This window comes from Streptomyces sp. NRRL F-2664 (assembly GCF_000719345.1).
Classification (GTDB): Bacteria; Actinomycetota; Actinomycetes; order Streptomycetales; family Streptomycetaceae; genus Streptomyces.
On sequence record NZ_JOFX01000040.1, the window covers coordinates 1 to 14,975 of the forward strand.

7 protein-coding genes and 1 pseudogene are annotated in these 14,975 nt (G+C 73.8%); 2 read left to right on the plus strand and 6 right to left on the minus strand.

All coding sequences use genetic code 11. The features are described 5' to 3' along the window. The 4 genes and pseudogenes from IF89_RS44750 to IF89_RS0128170 form a co-directional block, all read right to left on the minus strand. Window positions 1–1,417: acyl carrier protein (locus tag IF89_RS44750; RefSeq protein WP_324605365.1), on the minus strand; the 1,417-nt coding region annotated here is incomplete at its 3' end. 72 nt (window positions 1,418–1,489) lie between these two features. Beyond that, window positions 1,490–8,364: pseudogene (locus IF89_RS38340) on the minus strand (acyltransferase domain-containing protein); the annotation flags it as partial. A 119-nt stretch (window positions 8,365–8,483) separates the two neighbouring features. Further along, the gene (locus IF89_RS0128165; RefSeq protein ID WP_030773928.1) at window positions 8,484–9,674 is read right to left on the minus strand and encodes a cytochrome P450; all 1,191 of its coding nucleotides are present in this window, start codon (window positions 9,672–9,674) and stop codon (window positions 8,484–8,486) included. A gap of 28 nt (window positions 9,675–9,702) precedes the next feature. Continuing rightward, the gene (locus IF89_RS0128170; protein WP_030773932.1) at window positions 9,703–10,866 is read right to left on the minus strand and encodes a pyridoxal phosphate-dependent aminotransferase; all 1,164 of its coding nucleotides are present in this window, start codon (window positions 10,864–10,866) and stop codon (window positions 9,703–9,705) included. 381 nt (window positions 10,867–11,247) lie between these two features. Here IF89_RS0128170 and IF89_RS38345 point away from each other — a divergent pair, with 381 nt between their 5' ends. After that, a complete protein-coding gene (locus tag IF89_RS38345) occupies window positions 11,248–12,084 on the plus strand; it encodes an LmbU family transcriptional regulator (protein WP_199820575.1) in 837 nt (278 codons plus the stop codon). An 84-nt stretch (window positions 12,085–12,168) separates the two neighbouring features. Here the strand turns inward: IF89_RS38345 and IF89_RS0128180 are convergent, their stop codons facing one another. Beyond that, window positions 12,169–12,858: an FMN-binding negative transcriptional regulator gene (locus IF89_RS0128180; RefSeq protein WP_324605366.1), complete on the minus strand. Its 690-nt coding sequence runs from the start codon at window positions 12,856–12,858 to the stop codon at window positions 12,169–12,171. 201 nt (window positions 12,859–13,059) lie between these two features. Between IF89_RS0128180 and IF89_RS0128185 the strand changes: the two genes are divergently transcribed. Beyond that, the gene (locus IF89_RS0128185; RefSeq protein ID WP_030773940.1) at window positions 13,060–14,418 is read left to right on the plus strand and encodes a lysine N(6)-hydroxylase/L-ornithine N(5)-oxygenase family protein; all 1,359 of its coding nucleotides are present in this window, start codon (window positions 13,060–13,062) and stop codon (window positions 14,416–14,418) included. Window positions 14,419–14,577: 159 nt separating this feature from the next. On the opposite strand, the gene IF89_RS0128190 is transcribed toward IF89_RS0128185, so the two are convergent. Beyond that, window positions 14,578–14,814 (minus strand): MbtH family protein, encoded by a 237-nt coding sequence (locus tag IF89_RS0128190; protein WP_030773943.1) that lies wholly within the window; start codon window positions 14,812–14,814, stop codon window positions 14,578–14,580. Between the last annotated feature and the right edge of the window lie 161 nt (window positions 14,815–14,975).

Here is a 14,975-nt window from a genome sequence, read left to right on the forward strand (position 1 = left end):
CCTGGTTGACGGCCGAGCCGCGGACGACGGCCAGGACGCGGTGGCCGTTGCGGCGGGCGTCGGAGAGCCGCTCCAGGAGCAGCACGCCCACCCCCTCGCTCCAGGCGGTGCCGTCCGCCGCGTCCGCGAAGGACTTGCAGCGGCCGTCCGCCGCCAGCCCGCGCTGCCGGCTGAACTCCACGAACAGGTCCGGGACCGCCATCACCGTCACGCCGCCCGCGAGGGCCAGACCGCATTCGCCCTGGCGCAGGGCCTGCGCGGCCAGGTGCAGGGCGACCAGCGAGGACGAGCACGCCGTGTCGACCGTGATCGCCGGACCCTGGAGGCCCAGGGCGTACGAGACCCGGCCGGACGCCACACTGAGCGTGTTGCCGGTCGTACGGTAGGCCTCCACCGCCTCCGGCGCGTTGCGCAGGTGGGAGGCGTACTCGCTGTACATCGCACCGCTGAAGACACCGGTACGGGTGCCGCGCAGGGTGGCCGGCCCGATGCCCGCGCTCTCCACCGCCTCCCAGCTGGTCTCCAGCAGCAGGCGCTGCTGCGGGTCCATCGCGGCGGCCTCGCGCGGGCTGATCCCGAAGAACTCGGCGTCGAAACGGTCGGCGTCGTAGAGGAAGCCGCCGTTGCGGGCGTACGAGTGGCCGGCACGTTCGGGGTCCCCGTCGAAGAGGCGGTCCAGGGCCCAGCCGCGGTTCGTGGGGAAGGGGCCGATGGCGTCGGTGCCGTCGGCGACGAGCCGCCACAGGTCCTCCGGGGAGCGGGTGCCGCCCGGGTAGCGGCAGGCCATGCCGACGATCACGATCGGGTCCTGGTGGTCGGAGGCGTCGCGCACCGCGGGCTGCCGCCCGCCACGAGCCGTCTCGGCCGCTCCCGCCGGCCCGGCGAGTCCGCCCGCCAGGAACGCCGCCAGGGCCGTGGGCGTGGGGTGGTCGAAGACGGCGGTCGCCGGCAGTGTGATCCCGGTGACCTCGACGATCCGGCGCCGCAGCTCCAACCCGGTCAGCGAGTCCATGCCGAGGGTCTTGAACGCCGTGTCCTCGTCGACGGATTCGGGGCCCGCGAGGCCGAGGACCGCGGCGACCGTGGTCCGTACGAGCTCGCCCACCGTACGCAGCCGCTCGGCCGGCGTGAGCGCGGCGGTGCGCTCGGACCACGAGCCGCCGCCCGTACCGCCCGCGGGGGAAGCCGCGGCTGCGGCGGCCCGGCGGCGCGGGACCGGGACGAGGGTGCGCAGCAGGGCCGGCGCGGACCGGTCCGGGGAGCGCAGGACCCGCAGGTCCAGGTCGGCCGCGGCGAGCAGCGGCTCCGCCGAGGTGAGGGCCGCATCGAGGATGTCCATACCGCGCTCGGCGGAGATCGGCAGCACGCCCTTGCGGGCCCACCGCTTGACGTCGAGGTCGCTCAGCCCGCTGGTCATGGCACTGGCCGTGTCCCACAGGCCCCAGGCGAGGCTGGTGGCGGGGAGGCCGTGGTGGCGGCGGTGGTGCGCGAGGGCGTCGAGGTAGGTGTTGGCGGCGGCGTAGTTGTGAGGTTGCCGAGGGTGGCGTCGTCGAGGGCTCCTGCGGCGTGGAAGACGGCGGTGAGGGGGTGCTGGACGGGGATGGTGTCGAGGAGGTTCTGCAGTGACTGGCGCACGGCGGTGTCGCAGGCGGCGACGGTCACGTGGGCGCCGGCGGCGGTGAGTTCGGCGGTGAGTTCACCGGCTCCGGGGGCGTCCGGTCCGCTGCGGCTGGTGAGGAGGAGGTGGCGGACGCCGTGGCGGGTGACCAGGTGGCGGGCGAGGATCCGGCCGAGTCCGCCGGTGCCGCCGGTGATGAGGACGGTGCCTTCGGGGTCGAGGCCGGTCTCGGCCGTGGGTGCGGGGACGCTGTCGAGGCGGGGGGTGAGGAGCCGGCCGTCGCGGAGGGCGAACTGGGTGTCGGGGCCGGTGGCCGCGGTGTGGGCCGCGGCGGCGAGCCGCCCGGGGTCGGCTTCGTCGATGTCGAGGTGGGCGAGACGGCCGGGGTACTCGTTCTGCGCGGTGCGGACGAGACCGGTGAGGGCCGCCGCGGGGAGGTCGCGGATGTCCTGGTCGGTGGTGAGCGCGGTGGCGCGGCGGGTGAGCAGGACGATCCGGGTGGAGTCCAGCTCGCTGTCGCCGAGGAGTTCCTGAAGGAGGGCGAGCGTGCGGCGGACCGCTTCGTGCGCGTCCGGGAACTCGTCGGACAGGGCTATCGAGGAGGGCAGTTGGGCGCCGTCGCCCAGTGCGGCCCGCAGTTCCGCCACATCGGCGTACGTGTCGCCGGCGACGGCCCCGGCCAGCCCGTGCGGGTCGGAGCCGAGCACGGCCCACAGCCCGGCGGCGGTCTCGGCGGTCCGTTCGTCCTGGGTCCGCGGGAGGGGCTGCCACACCAGCCGGTGCAGGCCGGAGCTGCGCCCCGCGCCCTGCGCGGCCGCACGCAGGTCGCCGGCCGGACGCAGCGTGATGCGGTCGACCGTGACGACGGGCCGGCCCTCCGGGTCGGTCGCCGTCAGCGCGGCGGTGTTCGCGTCGACCGGAACGACGTGCACGCGCAGCGCGGTCGCGCCCGAGGCGTGCAGGGTGACCCCGCTGAACGAGAACGGGATGGTCAGCTCGGTGCCGTCGCCCAGGAGCACGGCGTGCAGGGCCGCGTCGAGGAGCGCCGGATGGATCGCGAAGGCGGCGTCCGCGTGCTGTTCCGGCGTGAGGGAGACCTCGGCGAACCGCTCCCCGCCCGCCGCACCGGAGTGCGCACCCGGCTCCGACAGCCAGACCCGCTCCAGTCCCTGGAAGACCGGCCCGTACTCGTAACCGCGCTCCGCGAGACGGTCGTAGACGTCATCGAGCGGGACCGGCCGTGCCCCGCGCGGCGGCCAGGCGGGCGCGGCGGCGGGCACCGGCGGCTCGCCGGCTGCCAGGACGCCCGAGGCGTGCCGGGTCCACTCCGCGTCGGCCGCGCCCTCGGGGCGGGAGTGGACGGTGACGGACCGGGTGCCGGACTCCTCGGCGGGGCCGAGCGCCACCTGGAGGTGGACGCCGCCCTCCTCCGGGAGGATCAGCGGCGCTTCCAGGACCAGCTCCCGCAGCTGGTCGTGGCCGAAGCGGTCGCCCGCGGAGACGGCCAGGTCGACGAGGGCGGTGCCGGGCAGCAGCACCGTGCCGAGGACCGCGTGGTCCACCACCCACGGGTGCGTACGGCGGGAGACACGGCCCGTGAAGAGCACCCCCTCGCGGTCGGCGAGGCTGGTCACCGCGCCCAGCAGCGGGTGCTCCGCCGCGGTGAGGCCCAGACCGGCCGGGTCGTCCGCCGTCACCGGCGTGTCGAGCCAGAACCGGCTCCGCTGGAAGGCGTACGTCGGCAGCTGCACCCGCCGGGCGCCCGTACCGGCGAACACGGCGGACCAGTCGATGCCGACGCCGTGGCAGTGCGCCTCGCCGAGCGCGAGCAGCAGCCGCGCGGCCTCGTCCTCGTCGCGCCGCAACGTGCCCAGGGCGGCGCCCCGCACGCCCGCGGCGTCGAGTGCCGCCTGCACTCCGATGGTGAGCACCGGATGCGGGCTGACCTCGATGAAGGTGTGGTGCCCGGCAGCGATCAGCTGCCCGACCACCTGCTCGAACTGCACGGTCTCGCGCAGGTTGCGGTACCAGTAGCCGGCGCCCATCACGCTCGCGTCGGGCAGCAGGGCCCCGGTCAGCGAGGAGTGCACCGCTACGTCGCCCGGGCCCGCCTCGATGCCGTCGAGGAGCCGGGCCAGTTCACCCTCCAGCTCCTCGACGTGGGCCGAGTGGGAGGCGTAGTCCACGTCGACCAGACGGGCCCGCGCCCCCTCCTCCTTGACCTGGGCGAGCAGTTCCCGCAGAGCCTCCGGATCGCCGGAGACCACGGTCTGGGCGGGTCCGTTGACCGCGGCGACGGAGATCCTGCCCGGCCAGGCGCCGAGCCGCTCCCGCACCCACGCGGCCGGCTGCGCCACGGACATCATGCCGCCCCGGCCCGACAACACGGTCAGGGCGCGGCTGCGCAGCGCCACCACCCGGGCCGCGTCCTCGACGCTGAGCACGCCCGCCACGCAGGCCGCCGCGATCTCGCCCTGCGAGTGCCCCACCACGGCGGCCGGTTCGACGCCCAGCGAGCGCCACACCGCCGCCAGCGACACCATCACCGCCCACAGGACGGGCTGGACGACGTCCACGCGCTCGAAGCCGGGAGCCCCCTGCGCGCCGCGGACCACGTCCAGGAGCGACCAGTCCACCAGCGGGTCCAGGGCCTCGGCGCACTCGGCCATCCGGCGCGCGAAGACGGGGGAGGACTCCAGCAGGCCGGCCGCCATGCCCGCCCACTGCGCGCCCTGGCCGGGGAAGACGAACACGGGCCGGGCCGCGGGCCGGCTCTGCCCGGTCACCAGCCCGCGGGCGGTGCCGCCGTCGGCCAGGGCCCGCAGGCCCTGTTCCAGCTCGGCACGGTCGGCCGCCACCAGCGCGGCCCGCCGGTCGAAGTGCGCGCGGCCCACGGCGAGGGAGAGGCCGACGTCCGCGAGCCGGGCGCCGGGGTCGGCGCTCAGGTGTTCCAGGAGCCGGCCCGCCTGGGCCCGCAGCGCCTGCTCGGTCTTCGCGGAGACGAGGAAGGGCACGGGCGCGGTCCCGGCGTGCGCAGGTGTGTCGGTGTGCGGGGGTGTGTCGGCGGCCGGCTCCGCCGCCTGCTCCAGTACCAGGTGGGCGTTGGTGCCGCTGACTCCGAAGGAGGAGACGCCGGCCCGGCGCGGCCGGCCGGTCTCCGGCCACGGCGTGGCCTCGGTCAGCAGCGCGACCGCTCCGCTCGACCAGTCCACGTGCGAGGTGGGCGCGTCCACGTGCAGGGTGCGCGGCAGCAGGCCGTGGCGGAGGGCCATCACCATCTTGATGACGCCGCCCGCGCCGGCGGCGGCCTGGGTGTGCCCGATGTTGGACTTCAGCGAGCCCAGGTACAGCGGCCGCTCGGCGTCGTGCCCCCGGCCGTAGGTGGCAAGGAGCGCCTGCGCCTCGATGGGGTCGCCGAGCCGGGTCCCCGTGCCGTGCGCCTCGACCGCGTCGACGTCCGCCGCGGACAGGCCGCAGGCGGCGAGGGCCTCCAGGACGACCCGCTCCTGGGAGGGGCCGCTGGGGGCGCTCAGCCCGTTGCTGGCGCCGTCCTGGTTGACGGCCGATCCGCGGATGACCGCGAGGACGTCGTGGCCGTTGCGCCGGGCGTCGGAGAGCCGCTCCAGGAGCAGCATGCCCACGCCCTCGCCCCAGCCCGTACCGTCCGCCGCCTCCGCGAAGGACTTGCAGCGGCCGTCCACGGACAGTCCGCGCTGCCGGCTGAACTCGACGAACATGCCCGGCGTCGCCATGACCGTCACCCCGCCGGCCAGCGCCAGTTCGCACTCGCCGGCCCGCAGCGCCTGGGCCGCCGTGTGCAGTGCCACCAGCGATGCCGAGCACGCCGTGTCGACGGTGACGGCCGGGCCCTCCAGACCGAGGGTGTAGGAGGCGCGGCCGGAGACCACGCTCGTGTACGTGCCGGTCAGCAGGTAACCGCCGACTCCCTCGCCCGCCTCGTGCAGGCGCGGGCCGTAGTCCTGGGCCATCGCGCCCACGTACACACCGGTCCCGCTGCCGCGCAGCTCGGCCGGGTCGATCCCGGCGCGCTCCACGGCCTCCCACGCCGTTTCGAGGACCATGCGCTGCTGCGGGTCCATGGCGGCGGCCTCACGCGGGCTGATCCCGAAGAACTCGGCGTCGAACCGGTCCACGTCGTGCAGGAAGCCGCCCTGGCGGGTGTACGAGGTGCCGGCGCGGTCGGGGTCCCCGTCGAAGAGGGTCTCCAGCGCCCAGCCGCGGTTGCCGGGGAAGTCGGAGACCGCGTCGCGCTCCTCCACGAGCAGCTTCCACAGGTCCTCCGGGGACGTCACCCCGCCGGGGAAACGGCACGCCATGGACACGATCGCGATCGGCTCGTCGGAGCCGTGGTCGCGGCGTGCGACGGCCCGGGAGGCCGGCTGGTGCGCGGGCAGCGCCGTCCCGGACAGCTCGGCGAGCCGGGCGACCAGCTTCTCGGGGGTGGGCCGGTCGAACAGCACGGTGGTGGGCAGGTGCAGGCCGGTGGCGGCGACGAGCCGGTTGCGCAGTTCCACGGCGGTCGCCGAGTCGAAGCCCAGCTCCTGGAAGGTGCGGGCCGGGTCGACGTCCGCACCCGTGCCGCGCCCGAGGACCAGGGCCACCTCGTTGCGCACCAGGTCCATGAGGAAGCGGGCCGTGCGCTCCGGGTCCCCGCCCATCCCGAAGGGGTCGCGGGCGGCGGTGGCGTCGGCGCCGAACGGGTACGTGGGCAGGCCGACGACCGCGCAGTCCGCGGAGAAGACGGGGCTCCAGTCGACGGGGGCCCCGTGCGCGTACGCCTCGGCCACGGACGTCAGGAAGCGCTGCGGGCCGTCCGCACCGCGCCGCAGCGATCCGAGGGTGGCGGCGGTGGATCCGGTGGCCTCCAGGGTCTGCCCGAGCGGCAGGGTCAGCACCGGGTGGGGACCGACCTCGACGAACAGGTCGTGGTCGGCGACGCACCGGACCGAGCGCTCGAACAGCACGGGCTCGCGCAGGCTGCGGAACCAGTACGAGGCGTCGAGCGAGCGGGTGTCCAGCAGCGCGCCGGTCAGCCCGGAGTGGAAGGGGACGGTGCCCCGGCGCGGCCGGACCGGGGCCAGCACGGTGAGCAGCTCGTCGTGGATCTCGTCGATGTGCGCGGAGTGCGCCGCGTAGTCGATGGCGACCCGCCGCACCCGTACGCCGTCGGCGGTGAGTTCCGCGCCGAGCTGCTCGACGGCGTCGAGCGCACCGGAGACGGTGACGGACTGCGGGCCGTTGACGCCCGCGACGGACAGCCGTCCTGCGTACGGCGCCGTCCGCGACCGCACCTCGTCGAGGGGCAGGAGCACCGACAGCATGGAGCCGCGGCCGGCGAGCCGTGCCTGGGCCCGCCCGCACAGGGCGCTGACCCGGGCACCGTCCGCCAGGGTCAGCCCGCCCGCGACGACGGCCGCGGCCATCTCGCCGATGCTGTGGCCGACGACGGCGGCCGGTTCGATGCCGAAGGAGCGCCAGAGCGCGGCAAGGCCGAGGGAGACCGCGAACAGCGCGGGCTGGACGACGTCGACGCGGTCGAGGGAAGGCGCGCCGGGCACCCCGCGCAGCACGTCCTCCAGGGACCAGTCGACGTAGGGGGCGAGGGCCTCGGCGGTGGCCCGGACACTGGAGAGGAAGACGTCGGAGCCGTCGAGCAGGTCGGCGGCCATGCCGGGCCACTGCGCGCCGTGGCCGGGGAAGACGAAGACGGCCCGTTCGCGCGGGGCGGCCGTGCCGCCGACCCGTCCGGGTCCGCGGCGGCCCTCGGCGAGCGCGGCCAGTTCCTCGGCGAACTCCGCCCCCGTCGCGGCCAGCAGGACCGAGCGGTGCGCGAACGCGGTACGGGACACGGCCAGGGAGTGCCCGATGTCGGCCACGGGGGAGGGAGTGCCGGTGTCCTCGGTGAGCCGGGCGAGGAGCTGGTGCGCCCGGGCCCGCTCGGCGCCCGGGGTGTGCCCGGAGAGCACCCACGGCACCACCCCTCCCCGATAGGCGGCCGGCCGCCTGTCGGCCCGGTCCTGCGCACGCTCCCGGGGCGGGCCGTCGGCCTCGACGGCCCACACGGCTCCGTCGCCGTCGGCCGCCCGCACCACCGAGCGCCGCCCGGCGCCGGCCGCCCGCAGCACCTCACCCAGGCGGTCACCGGCGCCGCCGTCCCCGGAGCCCTCGTCCGGCGCGGGGTCGGAGCCGGTGGCGGGGCCCGTGGCAGCGAGCACGGCGAGGATCCGGTCGCCGTCGGACTCGGCCCGCGCGAGGCACTTGAGGACGACGACGGCCCCGTCCGCGGTGCCCGCGAGGGCGATCGTGCTCTCGCCGCTGCGCAGGCTCCCGACGGCCGCATGCACCGCCGCCAGGGCCGACGCCGCTCCCGCGTACACGGTCCGGTGCGCACCGGTCAGGCCGTACACGGCCGCGACCGCGGCGGCGGGCCCCTCGCCCCCGCCCTCGTCGTCCTGGCCGAGGAAGACACCCGTACCGGCGGCCCCGCGCAGCGAGCCCGGCACGGTACCGGACTCCTCCAGGGCCTCCCAGCAGCGTTGCAGCAGGAGCCCATGGCGCGCGTCCACCGATGCGGCAGCCGCGGGCTCGATCCCGAAGAACGACGGGTCGAAGCCCTCGACGGGCCCGTCCGCTCCCGGGACGCGGCAGGACAGTCCGACGACGGCGACGGGCTCCCCGACGGCCCCGGCGAACTCGGCGTCGCGGCGGGTGGTCTCGACAGACATGCGGATCCTCACTCCAAGTCCAAAGGTGTTCCGGGGAGCAGCACTTCGAGGGGGACGCCCGGAACACCCGGGAGGCGACCCGCCTGTACGACCGGCCCGCGGCGCGCGCGGCGGCTCGGTCACCAGTCCACGAGCAGCCGCGCCAGCCCCCGCGTTCCGAGGCCGTCCTTCCAGACCACGGCGTCGGGGCCGGCGGCCGGCCGCAGGGTGGGGAACCGGCGCATCAGCCGCTCCAGCACGATCTGCAGCTGGAGCCTGGCCAGCGGTGCGCCGAGGCACCGGTGCACCCCGTGGCCGAACGTCAGGTGCGCGGCGTCGTGCCCCTGCGGATCCAGCAGTTCCGGCTCGGCGAAGGTCTTGCCGTCCCGGTTCCCGTGCAGCAGGGAGACGATGACGCCCTCCCCGGCCTGGACCGTGACGCTGCCGAGCGGTACGGCCTCCACCGCGACCCGGGGGAAGCTGATCGGGGTCGAGGGGGTCAGCCGCAGCAGCTCCTCGACCGTCGGGGCCAGCCGGTCGGGCCGCCCGCACAGCTCCCGGTACGCGGCCGGGTCGCGGAGCAGGGCGTGCACCGACAGGCCGAGCTGTCCGACCACCGTCTCGTAGCCGGCCATCAGCAGGGTGAGCCCCATGGTGAGCAGTTCGCCCATGGACAGGTCACCCTGCTCGTGCGCCGCGATCATGGAGGTGAGGAGGTCGTCCTGCGGCCGGCGGCGTTTGCGGTCGATCAGGTCGGCCATGTAGTCGATCAGTTCCAGGCGGCGCCTGGCCTTCTCCTGCGGGGTGCTGGCCGAGATGTCGAAGAGGACCTCGACCCAGTCGCGGAAGCGGGCGGCGTCCTCGGGCGGTATCCCGAGCAGCGAGCACAGCACGGCCAGCGGCAGCGGTGCGGCGAGCACTTCGATCAGATCGGAGCCGGGCCCCGACGCGGCCAGGGCGTCGAGGTGGCGGTCGGCCAGCTCCTCGACGGCCGGCGCCAGGGAGGCGGCGCGGCCCGTGGTGAACGCCTTGGTCACGACGCGCCGCAGCCTGGAGTGGTCCGCTCCGTCCATGCTCATCATGGAATTCGGCACGGGCTGGGCGTCGTTGAGCTTCGGGGCCCGCGGCGTGACGGCCTCCGCGCGGCTGAACCGCCGGTCCGTCAGGACCCGGCGGGCCAGCGCGTAGTCGCACACCAGCCACATCTTGTCCCCGGCGGGCGTGAAGAACGGGACGACGTCGATGCCGTCCGGTACCTGCCCCTCCCCGGCCACGTACTGACCGAGGAACTCCGGAAGCGGGCCCAGCGGGCCGGCGCTGCGGTGCTTCATGCCTTTCCTCCCCGTTGTGGTTCGGTGGTCAGGTGTTCAGGAGGCGGCGCTCGGCCTCGCGCAGGACGCGGGCCTGCCGGTTGAAGGCGATGCGCACGTACTGCTCCCCGGCGGCGGGATCGGCGAAGAAGGGCGTGCCGGGAACGACCAGCACGCCGGTGCGGTCCAGGAGTTCGCGGACGAAGCCGAGGCTGTCCTGCCGGCCGCCGGTGAGCGGGGAGATGTCGGCGAAGAGGAAGCAGCCGCCCTCCGCCGGGGCGAACTTCATGCCCATGCGGGAGAAGACGTCCTGGGCGAGGTCGCGCCGCTCGGCCATCTCGGCCGAGGCGGCCGGCAGGTCGACGCGGTGGGCGGTGCGTCCCGCGGCCACCTGGAGCGGGACGGCGGCGCCCAGCGTGGTGAGTTCGTGCACCTGGCGCAGGGCGGCGGTGCGCACCGGATCGGACCGCAGGAAGCCCAGCCGCCAACCGCTGACGGCGTGGCTCTTCGACAGGGACCCGACGACGATGCTGCGCCCGGCGAGTGCGGGCACGTCGGCGACGGAGACGTGGGGGCGGCCGTCGAAGGTGAAGGACCGGTAGACCTCGTCGGAGATCACGGTGGCGTCCCACCGCTCGCACAGCGCGGCGATCTCGTCCAGCTCCTGTGCGGTGAGGACCCGGCCGGTCGGGTTGCCGGGGGTGTTCAGGAGGACGGCCCGGGTGCGGGGGGAGAAGGCGGCGGCCAGCTCGGCGGGGTCGAAGCGCCACTCGGGCGCGTGCAGCCGTACGTACCGGGGTACGGCACCGGTCAGTTCGACGGCGGCGGTGAAGTGGTCGAAGCCCGGGTCGAGCAGGATGACCTCGTCACCGGGGTCGACGGTGGCCAGCAGGGCGACGAAGAGGGCCTCCGTCGCGCCCGCGGTGACGGTGACCTCGGTGTCCGGGTCGGTCGGGGTCCCCAGGGACTCCGCGATCCGCCGGCGCAGCAGGGCGTCGCCGTTGGGGTGCTCGTACTGGTTGTGGCCGGCCCGCACGGCCCGGGCGGCCTCCTCGATCATGTCGGCGGAGGTCTTGGGGTGGCCGGGGGTGCCGACGGCCAGATCGACGGCGTCACGGGTCCGCGCCAGCATGAACACCTCGGTCAGGCCGCTGCCCTTGAGCCGCGCCGCGCGCGACGAGACGGGCGCCCTGTGGGCCGGGGAGTGCGTCATCTTCCGATCCTCCTGCTCCTGCTGAATCGACTGAATGAGCTGAATAGGGAGGCGCAGTGCGGACGAGAGGAAATGGCCATAGCCGTTCCGCTTCACCTGTGATGCCTCGCGAGAAAAGCCGAGCCGGCGGCGATGGGAATTCTGCTGAGCCGCTGCGGAGAAACTCTGGCCGAGAATGAACATACCGCTCGCCCCGGAGGCGGAGAACAGAACGGCGGCGACAGGCGGAGCCGGCGGGCAACGACTGCTCAGTTGTTCGACGGGGCGGCCGGCCGTCCCGTCGACAGGACGCTCCGCTGCGGGCCGCGGGCGACTTTGGCACGCCTTTAGCACGTGCTGCGAGCCTCCACACCTGTTCTGTGGACCCCGTCTCAGGGAGGCATGATGGTGATTCAGGCCGGCGACATCGAGGGATCGAGAACGGGGCAGATCCGCACGGGCCCCGACCAGGCGCCGAGGCCGCGCAGGGCCGTGGGCGAGGATCCGCGGCGCGGTCAGGTACTGACCACGAAGGTCGGACTGCAGATGCCGGCGGGGATGTCCTTCGACGACTGGGAGAAGGCCGGCCGACAGCTGTCCGGAATCGTGGATTCCTCCTCGTGGTGGCTCGGGGACTGGCTCGTGTACGGCAAGGACCACTACACCGACCGCTACCAGCGCGGGATCCGGGCCGCGGGGCTCCAGTACCAGACCCTGCGCAACTACGCGTGGGTGTCCCGGCGGTTCGACTTCGGCCGCCGGCGCGGCGCGCTCAGCTTCCAGCACCACGCCGAGCTGGCGTCCCTGCCGCACGACGAGCAGGAGGCCTGGCTCGACCGCGCCGAGCAGCGCCGGTGGACCACCAAGCAACTGCGCAGCGCCATCCGTGCCGCGCGGGAGAACCGGACGCAGCCCCGGATCTCCGCGGAACCGACGCGGAGGCTCGAAGTGCCCGGCAGCCGCCTGCAGTGGTGGCACCGGGCGGCCGAGCAGGCCGGTGTGGACTTCGAGCGGTGGGTGCTCGTCACCCTGGACAGCGCGGCGCAGCAGGCCCTGGCGGAGCTCGGCAGGCTGGGCGAAGCCGTGCAGGGGCCGGCGGAACTGGTGGGGACGCCCGCGGAGCCGACGGGGATACCGGCCGGGCCCGCGGGACCGCTGGAGCTCGAAGGGCCGAAGCCGGCCGCGGGCAGGGGGCTGCCGCAGGCGGCGGCCCCCCAGGGACCGGCCCCCGATGCCTGAACGCCGCCCACGGCCGTGGGGCCCTCGGGCCCGCACTCGCGGGGGAGTGCGGGCCCGGGGACCCGGCGGGCCGCCGCCCGCGGATCAGGGCAGCTGCCGCATGAGGTCGGCCGTGTCGCGCTGCCGCGTGCACCCGCTGCGGGTGAAGGAGTCCAGTACCCGGCCGCGCACCTCGGCCGGCTGCTCCTGGCTGAGCTTGAACATGCCCTCGGCGCCGGTCACCGTGATCCGGAAGGCGCCCACGCCGGGGAGCAGCTGGTGGAAGTAGCCGACCGAGTCGGTCATGTCCCAGCCCGTTCCGAACTTCGCCTCCTCGAAGGCGCGCACGGTGGACTGCACGACCTGCATCGTCTCCTCGCTCGACTCGATCTTCTCCACCACGCCGCGCACGTGCACGGAGGTGAAATCCCACGTCGGGGCCGCCGGTGACTTCTCGTACACCGTGGGAGAGACATAGGAATGCGGGCCGGTGAAGGCCAGTAGGACCACACCGCCCGTCTTCAGTGCGGCCCAGTGCGGATTCGCCTTGTTCATGTGGCCGAGGAGCCTGCCGCCGGACAGATCGGGGGCCCATTCCTCGTTCGCCTGCGGATCGGCGATGACCGGAAGATGGGTGGCGAACGGGCCGCAGTCGGCCGTCCCGTTCGTCACGGCCAGTGCCAGGGGATTGTCGCGCATCAGATCGGTCATCCATGAACTGTCCGGTTCACGGTAGTTGCTCGGGACGAACATCCGGAATTCACCTCTCGGTCGGCACGCGGTACTCGAATGCATGGAAATCCGGACCGGCCGTATCGCTGTCCCGTCACCGGGACGGGGATACGCGGTCTTCCGTATCCGGTCCGCATCAAAGGCCGTTCGGATTGCTTTGCTGATGCCTTCAGGTTGGCGCCGGGACGTTCTTCGGCGCAATACTGAACAAAGGTCTCCCGGATCACCGGACGAGATTCCAAGACGCTAGCGGGAGAATTGTCTATGGGTACAACGGGTACGCATGACCAAGAGATTCACGACGTGGTCGGCATCGGCTTCGGCCCGTCCAACCTGTCGCTCGCCATCGCTCTGGAAGAGCACCGGGCCAACGTTCCGGAGCGTCCGGTCAAGGCCGCGTTCTTCGAGCGTCAGGAGTCGTTCGGATGGCATCGCAATATGCTGCTGCCGTCGACGACCATGCAGATTTCCTTCCTGAAGGACCTGGCCACCTTCCGCAATCCGGTGTCCAGGTTCAGCTTCGTCTCGTATCTGCACGAGGCCGGCCGCCTGGTGCAGTTCGTCAACAACCAGGACTTCTTCCCGACCCGGCAGGAATTCCACCAGTACCTGGAATGGGCGGCGGCGGGCCTGGCCGACCGGGTGTCCTACGGCTGCGAGGTCACCGCGATCCGGCCCTCCGGTGACGCCGGCGCCGGATCCCCCGAGCACCTCCGGCTGGAGGTGCGGGGCGCCGGCGGCGACGTCCGGCTGGTCAGGGCGCGCAACGTGGCGATATCGACCGGCCTGGTGCCCCGCCTCCCGGCCGGGGTGACCGCCGACGAACGGGTCTGGCACAGCTCGCAGTTCCTGGAGCGGTTCCGCAGCCTCGACCCCGACGAACTCAAGAGCGTGGCGGTGGTCGGAGCCGGCCAGAGCGCGGCCGAGATCACCCGCTTCCTGTACGACATGCTCCCGCACGCGCGGGTCAGCGCCGTCATCCCGTCCTACGGCTACTCCGTGGCGGACGACACGCCCTTCGCCAACCAGGTGTTCGACCCGGCGGCCGTCGACGAGTACTACTTCGGCACCGATCAGGCGCGGGAGGCCTTCTGGCACTACCACCGCAACACCAACTACTCCGTCGTCGACGACGAGGTGATCCGCGCCCTGCACCAGCGCTCGTACGAGGAGGAGGTGCGCGGCGACAAGCGCCTGCACTTCCTCAACCTCACCCGGGTCGCCGACGTCGCGAGGGTCGGCAACGAGACGCGGCTCACCCTGCGCTCGCTGCTCGACAGCGAGCCCCAGGAACTCCACGTCGACGCGCTCGTGTTCGCGACCGGCTACGAGGGCATGGACCCCTCCGGCCTGCTCGGCGACTTCGACCGGCACTTCCTGCGGGACGAGAGCGGCCGGCACCGGGTGGAGCGCGACTACCGCCTCGTCACCGCGTCCGGGCCGTCCTGCGGGATCTACCTCCAGGGCGGCACCGAGCACACCCACGGCCTGTCGTCGTCGCTGCTGTCCAACATCGCCGTGCGCAGCGGGGAGATCGCCGACTCCATCGTCCTGCGCAGGGCCGAGCAGGAGCTGGCCGGGACCCGGGCCGTCGAGGCCGCGGGCACGGCCGTGCGGGCCTGACCCGTACGCCCGGCACGACCGAAGGGTGGGCCCCGGTGCTGGACGAACAGCACCGGGGCCCACCCTTTCCGACGTCACCCGCATTCCGCTTTCTGCATTCCGCGTTCCCCGGTCCGTGCGTTCAGACGCATGCGGAATGCGCGGAGCCGTGCCGTACGCTCACGCGGCGTCGACGGCCACCCGGTCGGCGTCCATCGCGTCGCGCAGGCTCTTCGGCCGCAGATCGGTCCAGTTCGCCTCGACGTGCTCCAGGCACAGCTGGCGGCTTTCCTCGCCGAAAACGACGCGCCAGCCGGCGGGCACCTCGGCGAACGACGGCCACAGCGAATGCTGCCCCTCGTCGTTCACCAAGACGTAGAACCGGCCGTCGGCGTCGTCGAACGGGTTGCTGCTCATGAATCCACTCCAATTCAAGCCGTTCACGGCCCGCTTCCCGGCCGGGAAAGGACCGTCATCCATCAATGGGGAGGGAGTTGGCGAGACCGCCGTGCCCGATCATGGCACCTTTCGGACGCCGCGTGGAGACCGTCGGCCGCATGCGGTGCACCTCCGGTCCC

What these genes read in the sequence shown, in the direction of transcription:
- IF89_RS0128165 (WP_030773928.1), bottom strand. Translation starts at nt 9,674, where the DNA reads ATGAAGCACCGCAGCGCCGGCCCGCTGGGCCCGCTTCCGGAGTTCCTC.
- IF89_RS0128170 (WP_030773932.1), bottom strand. Translation starts at nt 10,866, where the DNA reads ATGACGCACTCCCCGGCCCACAGGGCGCCCGTCTCGTCGCGCGCGGCG.
- IF89_RS38345 (WP_199820575.1), top strand. Translation starts at nt 11,248, where the DNA reads ATGATGGTGATTCAGGCCGGCGACATCGAGGGATCGAGAACGGGGCAG.
- IF89_RS0128180 (WP_324605366.1), bottom strand. Translation starts at nt 12,858, where the DNA reads ATGCATTCGAGTACCGCGTGCCGACCGAGAGGTGAATTCCGGATGTTC.
- IF89_RS0128185 (WP_030773940.1), top strand. Translation starts at nt 13,060, where the DNA reads ATGGGTACAACGGGTACGCATGACCAAGAGATTCACGACGTGGTCGGC.
- IF89_RS0128190 (WP_030773943.1), bottom strand. Translation starts at nt 14,814, where the DNA reads ATGAGCAGCAACCCGTTCGACGACGCCGACGGCCGGTTCTACGTCTTG.